The 16,211-nt window shown below is 61.7% G+C and carries 15 protein-coding genes and 1 pseudogene; 7 read left to right on the plus strand and 9 right to left on the minus strand.

Features of this window, described 5'->3' with window-relative positions; genetic code table 11:
- Positions 1–170: 170 nt before the first annotated feature.
- Positions 171–1,850, minus strand: coding sequence for a Na/Pi cotransporter family protein (locus tag AB2N04_RS00500; RefSeq protein ID WP_367714416.1), 1,680 nt, complete (start codon positions 1,848–1,850; stop codon positions 171–173).
- A gap of 46 nt (positions 1,851–1,896) precedes the next feature.
- Between AB2N04_RS00500 and AB2N04_RS00505 the strand changes: the two genes are divergently transcribed.
- A complete protein-coding gene (locus tag AB2N04_RS00505) occupies positions 1,897–2,070 on the plus strand; it encodes a hypothetical protein (RefSeq protein WP_367714417.1) in 174 nt (57 codons plus the stop codon).
- On the opposite strand, the gene phnE (AB2N04_RS00510) is transcribed toward AB2N04_RS00505, so the two are convergent.
- The 4 genes and pseudogenes from phnE (AB2N04_RS00510) to phnD form a co-directional block, all read right to left on the minus strand.
- Positions 2,063–2,866 (minus strand): phosphonate ABC transporter, permease protein PhnE, encoded by an 804-nt coding sequence (gene phnE, locus AB2N04_RS00510; RefSeq protein WP_367714418.1) that lies wholly within the window; start codon positions 2,864–2,866, stop codon positions 2,063–2,065. The two genes, AB2N04_RS00505 and phnE (AB2N04_RS00510), sit on opposite strands and share 8 nt — an antisense overlap.
- A pseudogene (gene phnE, locus AB2N04_RS00515) lies at positions 2,860–3,682 on the minus strand (phosphonate ABC transporter, permease protein PhnE). The gene phnE (AB2N04_RS00510) and the pseudogene phnE (AB2N04_RS00515) overlap by 7 nt, the downstream one beginning before the upstream one ends.
- On the minus strand, positions 3,679–4,473 hold the full coding sequence (gene phnC / locus AB2N04_RS00520) for a phosphonate ABC transporter ATP-binding protein (RefSeq protein ID WP_367714419.1): 795 nt from the start codon (positions 4,471–4,473) through the stop codon (positions 3,679–3,681). Before phnC ends, phnE (AB2N04_RS00515) begins: the two are co-directional and overlap by 4 nt.
- 80 nt (positions 4,474–4,553) lie before the next feature.
- Positions 4,554–5,555 carry a phosphate/phosphite/phosphonate ABC transporter substrate-binding protein gene (gene phnD, locus AB2N04_RS00525; RefSeq protein ID WP_367714420.1) on the minus strand — a complete coding sequence of 334 codons (1,002 nt, stop codon included), beginning with the start codon at positions 5,553–5,555 and terminating at the stop codon, positions 4,554–4,556.
- A gap of 262 nt (positions 5,556–5,817) precedes the next feature.
- Here phnD and AB2N04_RS00530 point away from each other — a divergent pair, with 262 nt between their 5' ends.
- From AB2N04_RS00530 to gndA, 3 genes are all read left to right on the plus strand, one after another.
- On the plus strand, positions 5,818–6,612 hold the full coding sequence (locus AB2N04_RS00530; protein ID WP_367714449.1) for an HAD-IIB family hydrolase: 795 nt from the start codon (positions 5,818–5,820) through the stop codon (positions 6,610–6,612).
- Positions 6,609–7,379 (plus strand): DeoR/GlpR family DNA-binding transcription regulator, encoded by a 771-nt coding sequence (locus tag AB2N04_RS00535; protein ID WP_367714421.1) that lies wholly within the window; start codon positions 6,609–6,611, stop codon positions 7,377–7,379. The genes AB2N04_RS00530 and AB2N04_RS00535 overlap by 4 nt, the downstream gene beginning before the upstream one ends.
- A gap of 93 nt (positions 7,380–7,472) precedes the next feature.
- Positions 7,473–8,897, plus strand: coding sequence for an NADP-dependent phosphogluconate dehydrogenase (gndA, locus tag AB2N04_RS00540; protein ID WP_367714422.1), 1,425 nt, complete (start codon positions 7,473–7,475; stop codon positions 8,895–8,897).
- 55 nt (positions 8,898–8,952) lie between these two features.
- Here gndA and AB2N04_RS00545 read toward each other — a convergent pair whose 3' ends face one another.
- From AB2N04_RS00545 to trpB, 4 genes are all read right to left on the minus strand, one after another.
- Positions 8,953–9,495: a peroxiredoxin gene (locus AB2N04_RS00545; RefSeq protein WP_367714423.1), complete on the minus strand. Its 543-nt coding sequence runs from the start codon at positions 9,493–9,495 to the stop codon at positions 8,953–8,955.
- Positions 9,496–9,668: 173 nt separating this feature from the next.
- Positions 9,669–10,277, minus strand: a complete 609-nt coding sequence (locus AB2N04_RS00550; protein WP_367714424.1) for a LysE family translocator — start codon at positions 10,275–10,277, stop codon at positions 9,669–9,671.
- A gap of 80 nt (positions 10,278–10,357) precedes the next feature.
- A complete protein-coding gene (gene trpA / locus AB2N04_RS00555; RefSeq protein WP_367714425.1) occupies positions 10,358–11,188 on the minus strand; it encodes a tryptophan synthase subunit alpha in 831 nt (276 codons plus the stop codon).
- A 44-nt stretch (positions 11,189–11,232) separates the two neighbouring features.
- Positions 11,233–12,453, minus strand: coding sequence for a tryptophan synthase subunit beta (trpB, locus tag AB2N04_RS00560; protein WP_367714426.1), 1,221 nt, complete (start codon positions 12,451–12,453; stop codon positions 11,233–11,235).
- A 206-nt stretch (positions 12,454–12,659) separates the two neighbouring features.
- Between trpB and AB2N04_RS00565 the strand changes: the two genes are divergently transcribed.
- The 3 genes from AB2N04_RS00565 to AB2N04_RS00575 all read left to right on the plus strand — a co-directional run bounded on the left by AB2N04_RS00565 (position 12,660) and on the right by AB2N04_RS00575 (position 16,208).
- Complete coding sequence (locus AB2N04_RS00565; RefSeq protein WP_367714427.1) at positions 12,660–13,640, plus strand: AraC family transcriptional regulator; 981 nt, start codon at positions 12,660–12,662, stop codon at positions 13,638–13,640.
- A 195-nt stretch (positions 13,641–13,835) separates the two neighbouring features.
- Positions 13,836–15,281, plus strand: a complete 1,446-nt coding sequence (locus tag AB2N04_RS00570) for an FGGY family carbohydrate kinase (RefSeq protein ID WP_367714428.1) — start codon at positions 13,836–13,838, stop codon at positions 15,279–15,281.
- A 12-nt stretch (positions 15,282–15,293) separates the two neighbouring features.
- Positions 15,294–16,208 carry a sugar ABC transporter substrate-binding protein gene (locus AB2N04_RS00575; protein WP_367714429.1) on the plus strand — a complete coding sequence of 305 codons (915 nt, stop codon included), beginning with the start codon at positions 15,294–15,296 and terminating at the stop codon, positions 16,206–16,208.
- The last annotated feature ends 3 nt before the right edge of the window (positions 16,209–16,211 follow it).

The raw sequence follows: 16,211 nt of genomic DNA on the forward strand, positions 1-16,211 counted from the left end.
ACTTAATCAATTGTATAAGTAAATAAAGCGCCTAATATATTAGAATCTATTCTTGTATTTGTCTACGGTCGAACTCAGTGCGTGTTTGTTCTGCTTCGGTCCATTCGGTCCCGAAGTCACATGTTCTGCGAGGGTGGCCAATAAGGTGCGCGCGCCCTGCGGCGATTGCTCTAGGCAGACTTCAGGCGGGATCCGCTGAGAAGACCGCGCTCCTCCAGCACCGGATAGGCAAAGGTGGCCAGCAGCGAATTGATCTGTTTCAGATCCCGGATCGTGTCGAGATGGATCGAGCTGGTTTCAAGGCTTTGCTCTGCGCCCTGCCTCAGCCTTTCGAAATGACGCTGGCTCGTTTCCTTTTCCACGTCTCTCAGCCGGTCTTTTTCCATCACCAGTTCACGCGCCGTCTCCGTGTCCTGCGTGACAAGGAGGTTGAACGCAAGGCGGGCGTTTGCAAGGACGGAAGCGTGAAAGCTTGACAGTTCCCGCCATCCTTCGGCGGTAAACTCGACTCCGCGGTCCATCTTCTTTTGCACATGGGCAAGCATGTTGCGCACAATGATGTCGCCGACCTGTTCCAGCTTGATGCATACCCCCAGAAGCTCCTGGCAGCGGCCAGCCTCTTCCTCCGACATGTCATGGCGCGTGATGCGTGCCAGATAGAGCTTGATGGCAGCATGGCGCCGGTCGACGGTGTCATCAAGCGAAGCGAGCGCGTCGATCGACCGGCGATCCGCCTTCTCGTACAGTTCCAGGATCCGGCACAGCATGAACTCAACGGTCTCGCACATGCGCACGGTTTCGCGGGTCACGTTGGCGAGGGCCTGCTGCGGATTATCGAGTGCAGACGCGTCGAGCGCGCTTGATTCTGACAGGGCGAGAGACGATTCCTCGTCTGCCTCCTCATCGCCCTTGCCGGACTGCAGGGCAACGATGGCCTCCGTCGCCCTGAGGATCAGGCGTGAAAGCGGGATGCCGGCGAGCAGGATCAGAACGTTGAAAGCAATGTGTGCATGGATGATCCGGTCGGCGGGATCGCTTCCAAGCATCTCAAGCGTCGGTGAGAAAAACACGAAGCAGCACAGCAGAACCACCGAGCCGAGGCCGCGCATGAGAAGATTGCCGAGCGGCACCACGCGATAGGCGGGTGGTGAATTGCGTGTCAGCATGGGGGCGATGAAGGAACTGCCCAGATTCACGCCCAGCACCATGACGATGCCAAGATCGGGTGAAACGATTCCGCGTGCCGCGAATGTCGTCAGAAGCAGCACCGCTGCAATGCTGGAATGAAACAGGTAGGTGACCACCGCGGCGAGAAGAAATGCGGTGAGCGGATCGCCCGAGAGATAGCCGACGATCAGTGGCACGATGGTGCTTTGCCTCAACGGCTCGGATGCTTGTCCCATCATTTCCAGAGACAGGATCAAGAGACCGACGCCCACAAGAATGCGGCCGAACTGACGCCACTGGCGCCGCTCGGTTGCCAGGAAAATCGCAGTTCCGAACAACAGGCAAAGCGGGACGAGCAGCGTGAGGTCGAAACTCAGTATCTTGACGACGAAAGCCGAGCCAACTTCGGCGCCACGCACCGCCAGGATGCCCGACAGGCCGGTCACGATTCCAAGGCCGGCGAACGAGCCAATCAGGAGGGTGACCGCAGTCGAACTCTGCAGTGCAATGGAAAGGGCAAGTCCCGTCAGGGCTGCAAGTATGGGATTGCCGAGCGTCTGCCGCAGGCGCTGGCGCAACAAATTGCCATACGCGCGCTCGACACCGGTTCGCACCATGCGTGTTGCCCAGAGCAGCAACGCAACAGCGCCAGCCATATGCAGAAAAAAGACAGAACCGCTCATATCGCCTCAACAGGTAAAAAATGAAACCAGAACTCACAACGCGTTGATGAGCAATATCGCCGGGGCGGGGACGAGCCGCGAAATCCTGCCGCATCGGCGGGTGAAACTGATCGAGGCAATGTTACATTTGCAAAATGAATTTAGCAAATGTTCAATTTACGCACCAATGCACGGCCGGTTGGCCCGCGAATTTCGCCGCGAGCCCGACCGCGTCATATGATCCGCTTGCGCAGCCAGGCCGAAACGACTTCGCCGATAACCACCAGTGCGAGGATCGCCAGAAGAACGGTGGCTGCTTCCTGCCAGTTGAACGTGTCGATGGCGCTTTGCAGGATAAGACCGATGCCGCCCGCGCCGACCAGTCCGAGGACCGTCGATTCACGCAGGTTGATGTCCCAGCGCAGGATGGCCACGGCCCAGAAGGTTGGCATCACCTGGGGAACGATCGCGTAGAGAATCACCTTGAAGCGTGAAGCGCCGGTCGCTTCCAGCGCTTCCACCGGGCGCCGATCGATCTCCTCGATGGCTTCGCCCAGAAGCTTGCCGATGAAGCCGATGGAGCGGAACATGATGGCGATGATGCCGGCCACGATGCCGGGGCCGAATATGGCCACGAAGAGAAGCGCCCAGATGATCGTGTTGACCGAGCGGCTGGACACGAGAATGAAACGCCCCAGCCACAGTGTTGCGGCGTTCGGCGTTGTGTTCTGCGCCGCGATATAGGCGACGGGCAGCGACACGAACACGGCGATTGCCGTTGCGATGGTGGCAATGTTCACCGTTTCCACAAGCACCCACAGAATGCTCGGCAGGTTCGTGACATCCGGCGGCACCATGCGGCCGAACAGATCGCCCATCTGCTGCGGTGCGTCGAACACCCATGGCCAGATGACATCGATACTGGTCAGGGCCCAGACAATCGCGATGACGGCGAAGAGGAAGATCGCATAGCGCTGCATGCGCTCGCGCGGCGTGTAGCGTGCCCAGTCTTCGAGGGATGTGTCCATGCTCACCATATCCGTTTCCTGATCTGGCCGCTGATCGCCTCGCTCAACAGGATGACGGCGACGATCACCATGGTGATGGCCAGTGCGAAATCGTAGTCATAGCGGCCAAAGGCATTGGCGAGCGTCGAGCCGATCCCGCCGGCCCCCGACAATGCCGACCACCGCCGAGGCACGCAGATTGCTGTCGAGCTGATAGATGCTCAGACCGATCTGGCGCGGCATGATCTGCGGAAAGACCGCATAGATCAGTGTCGGGAAATAGCTGGCTCCCACCGCGCGCATGGCCTCCACCTGGCCCCAGTCGATCTCCTCGATGCGCTCGGCCAGCATCTTGGCGACGAAGCCGATGGAATAGACGATCAGCGTCAAAACGCCGGCGAAGGGGCCAAAGCCCACTGCCTTCACGAAGATGATCGCGACGATCACCGGGTGGAAGCTGCGCGCCACGATGATGAGCCCGCGGCCAAGCAGATAGACCGGTCTCGGCGCGAGGTTCTTCGCGGCCATGAACGCAATCGGAATGGACAGGAGCACGCCGCCCACGGTCGCCAGAATGGCGATCTTCAGGCTTTCCAGAAACCCGTCGATCAGAAGCCCGCTGCGTTCGAAGCTTGGCGGAAATGCACCGCTGAAGATGCGCGCGGCGCGCGTCATACCCTGGGAGATGCGCTCCCAGTCTATCGGCAGCATGACGAAGGCCCATCCGATATAGATCACCACCGCCGCCAGCAGCCCATATCGCAGCAGCGGATTGGCGATCATCGGCGGCTTGCGCCATGTGTCGGGCAGGGACGTGTCGGGCAGGGAAGGAGTCTCGGCGCTCATGCCTTCTGGGCCCTCAGCGGTGTGACATTGCCTGCCTCGCCGCGCTCTTCGGCAGGCACGCCGGCATAGATCTCGTCCATGGCGTCCTTGTCGAGTGCATCGGGCTCGGCATCGAAGATGATGCGGCCATAACGCATGCCGACGATGCGGTCGGTGTATTGCTTGGCTTCGGCCACATTGTGAATGTTGATGAGCACCGGCAGCGAAAATTCGCGCGAGAGCGCGCGCAGCAATTCCATGATCTGTTCGGAGGTTTTCGGATCGAGCGATGCGGTGGGCTCATCCGCGAGCAGGATTTCCGGCTCCTGCATTAGCGCGCGCACCACGCCCACGCGCTGGCGTTCGCCGCCTGACAGCTCATCGGCGCGCTTGTTGGCATAGTGGGCGATGCCCACGCGCTCCATCAGCTCATAGGCGCGGCGAATGTCTTGTTTCGGATAGCGCCGCATGGCAGCGCGCCACAGCGGCAGATAGCCGAGCCGGCCCGACTGCACATTCTCCATGACCGTCAGACGATCCACCAGGTTGAAACTCTGGAAGATCATGCCGATGCGCCGGCGCGCGGCGCGCAGCCTTGCGCCTTTCAGGTCGGTCAGCATCAGGCCGTTCAGCTCTATGGTGCCCGAACTCGGTTCCACCAGCCTGTTGATGCAGCGCAGCAGCGTGCTCTTGCCTGCGCCGGACGCGCCGATGATGGACACCACGCTGTCGCCTGGCACTTCCAGATCCAGACCTTTGAGCACCGGCGCGCCATTGCCATAGCGCTTAACCAGCTGCGAAATCTTCAGCATGCATCAACTCCGAATTTCACTGAGTGATCGGAAAAATCGGGCGCGAGACCGAGCCCCGGTATCTCGCGCCCGCTGGAGGATCACTCTTTCGCCAGACCCTGCGGCGTGTACTCCACGCCGTTCGCCTTCTGGATCTCGCGGATCACCGCCCAGTCCTTCTGATAGGTGACAGGCACGAACTTGCTGACGCCCGAAAACTCCTCGCCGAGGGCCGTTCCGGCAAAGTCGAATGAGAAGAACGCTTCCTTGATCTTTTCCACCAGCGCCGGGTCAAGGTCGTGCGCATAGGTGTAGGACGTGGTCGGGAACGGGTCGGATTCCCAGACGATCTTCACCTCTTCGGGATCGTAGAGATCGCGCTCGGCCATGCGGTCCACCACCTCGGATGCCACCGGCGCGGCGTCATAGTCACCGGCCACCACGCCGAGCATCGACTGGTCGTGCGAGCCGGAATAGACAACTTCATAGTCCTGCTCGGGCGTCACGCCGAGCCCGGGAAAAAGCGCGCGCGGTGCGAGATTGCCCGAATTGGAGGTCGGTGAGGTGTGCGCGATGCGCTTGCCCTTCAGATCCGCCATCTCGTTGATGCCGGAATCCTTGCGCGTGTAGACCTGCAGCTTGTAGCCGAAATTGCCGTCTTCCGATCCCATGATCGCAAAGGGAACCGCACCGGCAAGATTGACGGCAAAGGGTGTCGGACCGGTCGAGAAGCCGGCAATGTGCAGGCGACCGCTGCGCATCGCCTCGACCTCGGCGGAGTTCGATTGCACGGCGAAGAACTGCACGTCCTTGCCCGTCACCTCTTCCAGGTGCTCGATGAAAGGCTCCCAGATGTCTTCATAAATCGCGGGGTCCTCCACCGGCGTGTAGGCGAAAACCAGTGTGTCGGGGTTGGAAAGCTTTGACGGGTCGCTGGGCGCGTCTGCCACCAGATCGCCGTCGGCATCGCAATACATGGCATCCAGTTGGCCACGATTGGGGCAGTCCTGCGCCTGCGCAGCGGTGCCTGCCAGCAGTGCGGAAACGCCGAAAAGGGCCGCTGCGGCGCCTCCGGCAAGGCGGGTATCGGTCAGAATGGACATGAACTTCCTCCTCCTGTGCGGGTTTGCGCCCGCTTCTCCCAAAAAGGGCGCGCGCGATGGCACCCATTTGATGAAAGCGTATCGAATTTTTGTGGTAGTTTGCAATATTCAAATATTAAAAATTTGGAATGCCCTCGAAATGGACCCCAAACAGGGTTACAAGCTTGGCATATCGCTCGCAGAGGGGGAGGAAGAGGTGACAGCAAACATGACGGCGAACCGTGTTCCGGCAGAGGCAACGGCGCCTCGGCCGTTCGAGGAGATGTGCGCGGACAGACTGGCAGACATCGATTTCGTGCTCACTGATATCGATGACACGCTGACCACGTCCGGTCGTTTGCCCGGTCTTGCCTATCAGGCACTGGAACGGCTGCATCAGGCAGGCATCGTCGTCATTCCGGTTACCGGCCGTCCCGCGGGCTGGTGTGACCTGATCGCCCGGTTGTGGCCTGTCGAGGCCGTGGTGGGCGAAAACGGCGCCTTCTATTTCGCGTGTTCGCGGCAGGGGGGCATGATCCGGGAGTTCGCCCAGTCGGCCGAAGAGCGCCGCGAAGGGCGCCAGCGCCTCGACCGTCTGGCCAAAACGATACTGGCTTCGGTGCCAGGCGCCCGGCTCTCCGCCGACCAGACGTTTCGCGAAGCCGATCTCGCCATCGATTTCGCCGAAGACGGGCCCCGGTTGAACGATGCGGAGATTGCGCGCATCGTCCACTGCTTCGAGGCGGCGGGTGCTGTCGCAAAGGTGTCATCCATTCATGTCAATGGATGGTTCGGCCGGTACGACAAACTGGCCATGACGCGCCGCCTGTTCTCCGAACGATACGGCCTCGACCTGGAAAAAGCGGACCGGAACGTGATTTTTGTCGGCGATTCCCCCAACGATGCGCCCATGTTTGGCTTCTTTCAGAACAGTATAGGTGTTGCCAATTTCGCCGATTTCTTCGAAGACACCGTGACACCGCCAAAATGGATTACGCAAAAGGCGGGCGGAGCGGGGTTCGCTGAAGTCGCGGATGCCATACTTTGTGCCAAAGGGGATGCCAGAGGGGGCCAATGACGCGTCTGAGAAAAACCGCGCGCCGCGAACAGATCATTCTTGAACTTCAGCATCATCCCCATGTGCGCACGTCAGAGCTGGCCGCGCGGTTCGGTGTTTCCACCGAGACGGTTCGCCGTGATGTCGAGGCGCTCAGCCAGGAAGGGTTGATCCGTCGCGCCTATGGTGGTGCTTCGGCAGCGCCCATGGGCGCGCAACCGCCCTTCGGCGAGCGCGATCAGGCGCGTATCGAGGAGCGGGTCCAGATTGCCGCGTGTGCAGCCGCCCTCGTGCGGCCCGGCGAAGTCCTGATGATCGATGCCGGCTCCACCACGCATCAGTTCGCGCTCAATCTGGCAGCCATGGCGCACGATCTCACGGTTCTGACAAACAGCGTTGCCGTGGCCTCGGCGCTGGCCCAGAATGAAACTATCCAGGTGGTTATCTGCCCCGGCGACTTCATGGCGCGCGAGGTGGGGATCTATGGTGCGGAGACCATTGATTTCATCGCTCGCCACAATGCCAACCGCGCCTTCATCGGCGCGAGCGGGCTCACGGCCAATGGCATAACAGAAGCCAACCGGCTTGCTGTCGGCGTCAAGCGCGCGATGATCCGCCAGTCCCACGAGAGTTATCTTCTGGTCGACCATTCGAAATTCGACGTCAATCTCGTGGCGACCGTCGAGCCGCTTTCAGCCCTCACGGCCATCATAACCAACGAGCAGCCCACGGGCCTTCTTGAAAAAGCTCTGACCGATGCGCATGTCGAGGTGCATCTGGCCGGCTGAGGCGTTACCGCTCTCCACCTGGCTATGATGCATCGGTCGTCGGACTGGTGCATAGTGCCGCCTCGTATTTTTTACGAACCGGAGACCTGCAATATGTCGAAAGCGGATATCGGACTGATCGGCCTTGGCGTGATGGGGGCAAACCTTGCCCTGAACATCGCTGAAAAAGGCCACACGGTCGCCGTCAACAACCGCTCCACCCCCAGGATCGATGCTTTTGTCGAGGCCGCGCGTGCCGAAGGTCTGGCCGAGCGGGTTCTGCCGGAAGCGGATCTCGGGGCTTTCGTGCAGGCGGTGAAGAAGCCGCGTTCCATCATCATCATGGTCAAGGCCGGCAAGCCGGTCGACGACATGATCGAGCAGCTTCTGCCATTGCTCGATGAGGGCGACGCCATCCTCGAATGTGGCAACTCGCTCTTCAGCGATACGCAGCGCCGTTTCGATTACCTGAAGCCCAAGGGCATCGGCTATCTCGGCGTGGGCGTTTCCGGTGGCGCGGAAGGTGCGCGCCACGGCCCATCGATCATGGTCGGCGGCTCAAAGGCGCAGTGGCACGATGCGGAAGCCGTGCTCACCTCCATCGCCGCAAAGTTCAGGGGCGAGCCCTGCATTGCCTGGCTGGGCGAAGGCGGGGCCGGCCATTTTGTCAAGACGATCCACAACGGCATAGAATATGGCGACATGCAGATGATCGCCGAGGTCTATGGCGTGATGCGCGACGGGCTTGGCATGGACGCTGCCGCCTGCGCCGAAGTTTTCAGGCGCTGGAATGAAGGCCCGCTCAACTCCTATCTGATCGAGATTACGGGCCATGTGCTCGAAGCCGTCGACGACGAGAGCGGCAAACCGCTTGTGGACATGATCCTCGACAGGGCAGGGCAGAAGGGCACCGGCGTCTGGTCGGCCATCGCTGCGCAAAAGCTCGGCGTTCCGGCAACGGCCATCGAGGGTGCGGTTGCGGCCCGCTCCATCTCCTCGCGCAAGCAGGAGCGCATTGCGGCCGAAGCGCTTTATGGCAGGCGCCAGGGCAAGGTGGATATCTCCATCGATGATCTGGAGCAGGCATTGCTTGCCGGCAAGATCGTTTCCTACACGCAGGGATTTTCAGTCATAGCCAGCGCGTCCGAAGAGCAGGGCTGGGGACTCAAGCTTGCCACGATCGCGAGGATCTGGCGCGCCGGCTGCATCATCCGCTCTCGTTTCCTCGATCAGATGGCGAGCGCCTTTGCCGGCGATGTGGCCAGCAATCTCCTGATGGTTCCGGATTTCGCCATCCTGATGAAGGAGGCCAGCCCCGCGCTGCGCCGCGTGGTCTCCGCCGGTGCGCTTGGCGAACTGCCGCTCATCTGCCTGTCGTCTTCACTTGCCTATTTCGACAGCTACAGGCAGGCGCGTGGTACGGCGAATCTCATTCAGGGCCAGCGTGATTTCTTCGGCTCGCACGGTTTCGAGATCGAGGGACGCGGCGCTGGTCTACACGGGAAATGGCCGTCTCTGATCGATCAGGCCGCCGAGTAAGAAAAAGGCCCGGAGGGCGATGCCTTCCGGGCCTTTCAAATCAACCTTTAGAAGATCAGGCGGCCTGCGCCTCGCCCTTCTTCAGTGCTTCCAGAACGTTCTGCGGCGAAGACACGCCATAGGGATCGGTTTCGCAATTGTCGGAGAAGCCTTCCTCCTCGAACCACATTTCGATCTTGCCGTCGTTGACCACGGCAGCATAACGCCAGGAGCGCATGCCGAAGCCGAGATTGTCCTTGGCGACCAGCATGCCCATCTTACGGGTGAACTCGCCCGAGCCATCGGGAATGAGCTTGACGTTCTTCAGCCCCTGCGCCTTGCCCCAGGCGTTCATCACGAAAGCATCGTTGACGGAGATGCAGTAGATTTCATCAATACCCTCGGCCTGAAACTCGGGGAAGAGCTTCTCGAAATCGGGGAGCTGGTAGGTCGAGCAGGTGGGGGTGAAGGCGCCCGGCAGGGAGAACAGAACCACGCGCTTGCCACCGAAGAAATCGGCAGTGGTCTTTTCTTCCCAGCGGAACGGGTTCGGTCCCTCGATCGACTCGTCGCGAACGCGCGTGCGGAAGGTAACGTTGGGAACTTTTCTCACGGTCATGGCTAATCCTCTGGCACAAACAAGGCACGTCCCGATTTTAGTCGGGCGGCATCGATCCTGAAATTTTGAACTCCGGCTGCCGGGAGGGTGGGCCGGAAAAGACAGGCCGGAATAGAACATGTTGCAGGCGCGAAGTGAAGGCCCTGCGCTGCGGCAATCCGCAGCATTCTTCTTCAACCGCGTGAAAGCGCCATGGTTCCACCCGAAGCGATCAGAACCGCACCCACCAGTCGGTTGAGATGAACGAAGATGCGCTCGGATTTGAGCATCTTCCCAAGCAAAACGCCGCCGCTCACATAAAGCGCCACTGCCGCCACCTCAAGTGCCAGAAAGACACCGCCCATGGCCGCAAGCTGGCTCCAGGCCGGCTGTGATGCATCGATGAATTGCGGGAAGAAGGCGGTGAAAACCGCGATTGCCTTCGGATTGCTGATGGCAATGACAAAATCGCGGCGCATCAGCGTGCCGATGGCGGAATCGAGCGAGCGGGCAGCCGCCAGCTCCCGTGCCTTTCGCCAGAACTGGATGCCGACATAGACGAGATAGGCCGCGCCCAGCATCTTGATGACGAGGAAGGCAGTGGCCGAAGCGGCGAGCACCGCGCCGAGACCCACGATGGTGATCCCGATCAAAAGCATGAAGGCCGGCATGCGCCCGAGCCCGCCCAGAAGGGCAGGCACGAGGCCCAGCCGCGCGGCATTGGAAAAGGCCAGCATGTTGTTGGGACCGGGCGCACAGTTCAGCGCAAAGCAGGCCGGTATGAAGATCGACCAGGCGATCATGGGATGCTCCTTGGCAGGGTGTTCGCCGCGATCTTATTTGCGCCGCTCATCCCGGCCAAGGCATCAGTTCGGAGAAAGCGTTAAGCCATCTGCCGTGACCGCACCCCGTCCGCCAGCCCCTTCACAAGGGTTGCCACGGCTTCGGCGGGATCTTCGATCCGCTTGCCGTTATCGTCGTAGCACTGCGCGATCGCCGCCACGATGGCACTGCCGACAACAACGCCATCCGCCGCCTCGCCAATCGCCCTGGCCTGACGCGCCGTCTTGACACCGAAGCCCACGCAGATGGGCAGATCCGTGTGCTCCTTGATGCGCGACACTGCCTCTGAAACATTGTTCGTGTCCGGCAGCGCCGAGCCCGTCACACCCGTCATCGACACGTAATAGACAAAGCCCGATGTGTTCTCCAGAACCTTCGGCAGCCGCTCTTCATCCGTCGTCGGCGTGGCAAGGCGAATGAAGTTCAGCCCTGCCTGGATCGCCGGAACGCAGAGTTCCTCATCCATCTCCGGCGGCAGGTCGACGATGATGAGCCCGTCAATGCCGGCGTCCTTCGCATCGGTGAGGAAGCGCTCCACGCCATAGATGTAGATCGGGTTGTAATAACCCATCATCACGATGGGCGTGTCATCGTCACCTTTGCGAAAGTCGCGCGCCATCTGCAGCGTCTTCGCCAGCGTCTGCCCGCTTTTGAGCGCGCGCAGTCCCGCAGCCTGGATGGCCGGGCCATCGGCCATGGGGTCGGAGAAGGGCATGCCCAGCTCGATCACGTCGCTGCCCGCCGCAGGCAGCGCCTTCATGATCGAGAGCGACGTCTCATAGTCCGGATCGCCGCCCATGAAATAGGTCACGAGTGCCGGGCGGTTTTCTTCCTTCAGCCGCGCGAAGCGGCGGTCAATGCGGGTGGTCATGCGGATACTCTCTTCAACAACGGGCTTCAGACGGGCGATGTGGTTCACATCTCCATGCCGAGCATCTTTCCGACGGTGTGGACGTCCTTGTCCCCGCGCCCGGAGAAATTGACGATCATGATCTGGTCCCTGCCCATGGTCGGCGCGAGCTTGATCGCATGGGCAATCGCATGGGCCGATTCCAGCGCCGGGATGATGCCCTCGAGCCGCGTCGTCATCTGGAACGCCTCAATCGCCTCATCGTCCAGAATGGGCGAATAGATCACACGGCCCGAATCCTTCAGCCAGCTGTGCTCCGGCCCCACACCGGGATAGTCGAGCCCGGCAGAGACCGAATGCCCGTCGAGGATCTGCCCGTCATCATTCTGCAACAGATAGGTGCGGTTGCCATGCAGCACGCCGGGGCGGCCAGCCGTCATGGAGGCGCAGTGCTCCTCGCCCGCAAGCCCGTGCCCGCCGGCCTCCACGCCGTGGATCTCCACCTGGCGGTCATCGAGGAAAGGATGGAACAGGCCGATGGCGTTGGAGCCGCCGCCTACCGCCGCCACGATGGCGTCGGGCAGCCGGCCTTCCAGCTCCTTAATTTGCTCGCGCGCTTCCGTGCCGATCACCGATTGCAATTCGCGCACCAGCTCGGGATAGGGATGCGGGCCTGCCGCCGTGCCGATCAGATAATAGGTGTCCTCGACATTGGTCACCCAGTCGCGCAGCGCCTCATTCATGGCGTCCTTCAGCGTGCCGTGACCGGACGAGACCGGCTTCACCTCGGCACCCAGAAGGTTCATGCGGAAGACGTTCGGCTTCTGCCGCTCCACGTCTGTCGCGCCCATATAGACAATGCAGGGCAGGCCGAAGCGGGCGGCCACGGTGGCCGACGCCACGCCATGCTGGCCGGCGCCGGTCTCGGCGATGATGCGGGTCTTGCCCATGCGCTTTGCAAGCAGGATCTGGCCGAGGCAATTGTTGATCTTGTGCGAGCCGGTGTGGTTCAGGTCCTCGCGCTTGAAGTAGATCTTCGCGCCGCCCAGATGCTCTGTCAGCCGTTCGGCGAAATAGAGCGGCGAGGGCCGGCCCGTATAATGACGGCCCAAATGTTCCAGTTCCGCCCGAAACGCCGGATCGTCCTTGGCCTCGTTCCAGTGTTTTTCCAGATCGAGGATCAGCGGCATCAGCGTCTCGGCCACGAACCGGCCGCCGAAGATCCCATACATGCCCTCGTCATCAGGGCCAATCCGGAAGGAATTGGGTTCCATGGGTGCAGTCATACGCGCAACGTCCCTTTTTCGCTTTTCCCGATTGAGACACGGCCGGGCGGGACAAGTCAAACACCTGTCTCGAATACAGAAATGGATTAGTGTATTGAAAAAAAAGAATAAATACAAAATCTCTGGCGCGGCATGAAAGGCGACTTGTTCCTTTCTCGGCTCAGCTTTTTCTAGACAGGTTCCACCGTCCTGTTATCCTCGCAGCCATGGTGGTGGCGGATCTCATCGATGCATCGCAAAGGCTGGGGCGCGTGCCCGGCCTGCACTCGCTCGAGATTGCCGAGGCGGAAGCCGCCATCGGCGCGCGATACAGGCCGCATCGCCTGTTGATGCCCTCCGGCGAGGCGGCGCTCGACTTTCGGCACCATGCCGTCGCGGGCGAGGGAGCCTCGCTCAACCTCCTGCGCTATGGCCCCGACATCGAGATCGAGGCCGGCATTTTCGACACGTTCTACATGCTGGAGTTTCCGCTTTCCGGCGGGGTCGATATCCATTACGGGCGCGACCGCGTTGCCTCCCGCCCCGGTCATGGGCTCATCCTTTCGCCCGGTCCCTTCGTGCGCTCCAACTGGCGTCCTGGCACCACGCAGGTCATGCTGCGGCTGGAGCGCGATTTCGTGGAGCGTGCCTGGCAGCGCCATACGGGCGATCCGGTGCGCCGCACACCTTTCTTCAAGCCGGAAATCGATCTCGACACGCCGGTCGGGCGACGGCTGGCGCGCCTCTTCGGGCTCATGGTGGCCGAGGAGATCGAGGCCGCAGAGGGCACGGCGCTTTCGCCCATGCCGCTCGTCAATGCTGTTCTGGAAACGCTCTTTGCCCATGTGCCCTGCCGCGAGACGGAGCCCTCGGCGCTCGCAGCCGCAGGCCCGCTGCCGCGCTATGTACTGCGCTTCAAGGCGTTGCTTGACGATCCGTCAGCGCTGCCGCTCACCGTATCAGCGCTGTGCGAACGGCTCGATGTCTCCCAGCGCACGCTGACCACGGGCATGCGGCGCTTCACGGGTCTCTCTCCGCACGATTATCTCACCATGCGCCGAATGGAGCATGCCCGGCTTCTGCTCGAACGGGATGGTCTGCCGGTCGCGGCGGTGGCCGCGCGCGTCGGTTATGCTCATGCGGGGCGGTTCTCTGCCGCCTACCGTCGCCATTGCGGCCACAGCCCTGGCGACACCCGCGCGACCTGACGCATTTTCGGAAGCCTCTGTCCCTTTCTGGAAGTGAAATGGCGATGCGTCGCCTCTTCATGTTGACAGGGCAGGCTTTTCGGCCCGCACTCATGCATCACCGCGCGGAAAACGGGGAATGGACCTTGCAAAAATGCAGGCGCGCGGCGACACGGTGGACGATGAATTCGTCCACCCCGTGAAAGGGAGGTTGGTTTGAGCCGGACCGTTCTGGCCATTGATATCGGGTCTTCGGCCCTGAAGGCCGTTCTGTTTTCAGAGCATGGCGCGATGCTGGCCGCCCGGTCGGCGTCCATCGCCACCGCATCAGGGGCAGACCGGTCGCAGATGCAGGACCCGGCAGACTGGTGGGCAGCACTTGTCTCCGCCCTGGCCGACATGCCCGGCAGAAAAGATGTTGCGGCGCTCGTTTTCACCGGCTCCATGCAGAACCTGATCGTTCTGTCACCGGAAGGCGAAGCGCTCGCGCCCGCCGCGCTCTATTCAGACCGTCGCCTGAGCGAGGCCGAGATTGGCGAACTCCAAGCCCGCCTGCCGGATGATTATGCACAGCGTGTCGGCAATCATCCGGACCCCGCGCACACGATTTTCAAGCTCATGCGGCTCGACCGTTTCGCGCCGGGTCTTCCGGGCGAACATCGCTTCTTTTTCGGCGCGAAGGATGCCGTCACGTTCAGGTTGACAGGCCGCGCCGCAATCGATCCGACCGTGGCTTCCACCACAGGCCTGATGAACATTGCCGAGCGGTGCTGGGATGGTGAACTGCTTGCCACCGCCGGTGTTGAAGCATCGTTCCTGCCCGAAATCCTCCCGGCCGATGAGATTGTCGGTCCACTGCGCGCGGAAGCTGCCGCAGCGCTTGGTCTGGCTGAAGGCATTCCCGTGTTCAATGGCGCAGGCGATGCGGCTGCCGCCACATGGGGTGCAGCCGCTGATGCGCCCGGCCGCGCCTATGCCTATCTCGGCACCACCGGTTGGGTTGCCGCCACGCTCGACCTCGAAGATGCCGCCCCCCCGCGTGACATATACACGCTTGCCGATCCGGTGTATCGCGACCGCGCCATCATCATCTCGCCGTTTCTGACGGCAGGCGCGGCGATGGACTGGCTCGCCGAAATCACGGGAGAAGGCGTGGAGTCGCTGCTCAAGGCGGCTGCGACGGCGGAGGATGCGCGCGCCGCACCACTCTTCCTTCCCTACCTTTCTGGCGAGCGCGCACCTTTCGAGGATCAGCGCGTGCGCGGCGCCTTTCTCGGTCTCGACCGGACCCATGATAAAGGCGCAATGGCACGCGCCGTGCTTGAGGGCGTGGCCTTCGCCATCCGCCACAATCTTGAAACCGCCGGCCTGCCGCCATCGCCACTCACCATTATTGGCGGTGCGGCGCGCACGACCCTGCAGCGGCAGATTCTTGCCGATGTCCTGAAGCGCGAGCTCGCCTTTCCCGATGCCAGCCAGGAGATGACAGCGCGGGGAGCATTGCGCATGATCGCGGCAAAGGCCGGGCTTTCGCCTGCTGCCACGGATGCGTCGCCCGCGCGCGCACCCGATACCACCCATGCCGAGCGCTGCGACAGCCGATACCAGGCCTATCTCGCAGCGTCCCGCTTCGCACGGGAACAGGCAAATTCGATAATCTGACCGGAGGAAACAATGAAACGCATGCTCCTTGCCACGGCCGCACTGGCCGCTTTCGCCCAGGTGACCACGGCCAATGCCGAGGACATCGCTGTCCTGACACCCTATTTGAGTTCCGTCGCCACGAATGAGATGGTCGAGACCTTCAAGACCGATTCCGAGGCCAGGGGCTGGACGGTGAACGTCGTCGACACACGCGGCGATTTCCAGCAGCTCGCAAGCCGCGTCGAGGACGTCACCAATGCCGGGGCAGACGCCATCGTGCTTGTCAGCGTCGATCCCAACCAGATCGCCGATCAGGTTGCCGCCGCCGCCGGCAAGAACATTCCCGTTTTCGTGCTCGACGGTGCGCTCGCCGATGGCGTGACCGCCAACATCACCACCGACAATTTCGCGCTTGGCACCATCCTTTCCGAATATCTGTTCAAGGCGCTGGGCGGTGAGGGCAACATCGTCAAGTTCTTCCATTCCGCACATCCTGGCGTCCGTCAGCGCGAACTGGCGCTGGATGCGGCGCTTGAGAAGAATGATGCCGTCGAGGTCATCGCCGAGCACTATGTTCAGGTGCCCGGGCCCATCGACAATGCGCGGCAGGCGATGGAAACCTTCATCCGCCAGCATGGCGAAAAGATCGACGGCGTGTGGGCCGCGTGGGACGAGCCGGCCATCGGCGCGCTGCTTGCCCTTCAGAGCGACATGCCCGATGCCGACATCGTGATTGCCGGCATCGATGGCAATCCGCAGGCAATCGACCTGATCAAGCAGTGCACCAATCTCGCCGCCACGGTGCGGCAGGATTTCCCGGGCATCGCCAGTGCTGCCGTCGGTGAAATCGAGACGGTGCTCGGTGGCGGCGCGCCATCGTCGCGCGAGATTTTCGTGGAGGCCAAGGTGGTCGACCGCGAAACGCTCGACGCAGACTGCGAGTAAGAT

The organism is Nitratireductor sp. GISD-1A_MAKvit (genome assembly GCF_040819555.1).
Lineage (GTDB): Bacteria > Pseudomonadota > Alphaproteobacteria > Rhizobiales > Rhizobiaceae > Nitratireductor.

Excerpts from the sequence above, each read along its gene's own strand:
- AB2N04_RS00500 (WP_367714416.1), bottom strand. The coding sequence starts at position 1,850 with ATGAGCGGTTCTGTCTTTTTTCTGCATATGGCTGGCGCTGTTGCGTTG.
- AB2N04_RS00505 (WP_367714417.1), top strand. The coding sequence starts at position 1,897 with ATGAGCAATATCGCCGGGGCGGGGACGAGCCGCGAAATCCTGCCGCAT.
- phnE (WP_367714418.1), bottom strand. The coding sequence starts at position 2,866 with ATGGTGAGCATGGACACATCCCTCGAAGACTGGGCACGCTACACGCCG.
- phnC (WP_367714419.1), bottom strand. The coding sequence starts at position 4,473 with ATGCTGAAGATTTCGCAGCTGGTTAAGCGCTATGGCAATGGCGCGCCG.
- phnD (WP_367714420.1), bottom strand. The coding sequence starts at position 5,555 with ATGTCCATTCTGACCGATACCCGCCTTGCCGGAGGCGCCGCAGCGGCC.
- AB2N04_RS00530 (WP_367714449.1), top strand. The coding sequence starts at position 5,818 with ATGTGCGCGGACAGACTGGCAGACATCGATTTCGTGCTCACTGATATC.
- AB2N04_RS00535 (WP_367714421.1), top strand. The coding sequence starts at position 6,609 with ATGACGCGTCTGAGAAAAACCGCGCGCCGCGAACAGATCATTCTTGAA.
- gndA (WP_367714422.1), top strand. The coding sequence starts at position 7,473 with ATGTCGAAAGCGGATATCGGACTGATCGGCCTTGGCGTGATGGGGGCA.
- AB2N04_RS00545 (WP_367714423.1), bottom strand. The coding sequence starts at position 9,495 with ATGACCGTGAGAAAAGTTCCCAACGTTACCTTCCGCACGCGCGTTCGC.
- AB2N04_RS00550 (WP_367714424.1), bottom strand. The coding sequence starts at position 10,277 with ATGATCGCCTGGTCGATCTTCATACCGGCCTGCTTTGCGCTGAACTGT.
- trpA (WP_367714425.1), bottom strand. The coding sequence starts at position 11,188 with ATGACCACCCGCATTGACCGCCGCTTCGCGCGGCTGAAGGAAGAAAAC.
- trpB (WP_367714426.1), bottom strand. The coding sequence starts at position 12,453 with ATGACTGCACCCATGGAACCCAATTCCTTCCGGATTGGCCCTGATGAC.
- AB2N04_RS00565 (WP_367714427.1), top strand. The coding sequence starts at position 12,660 with ATGGTGGTGGCGGATCTCATCGATGCATCGCAAAGGCTGGGGCGCGTG.
- AB2N04_RS00575 (WP_367714429.1), top strand. The coding sequence starts at position 15,294 with ATGAAACGCATGCTCCTTGCCACGGCCGCACTGGCCGCTTTCGCCCAG.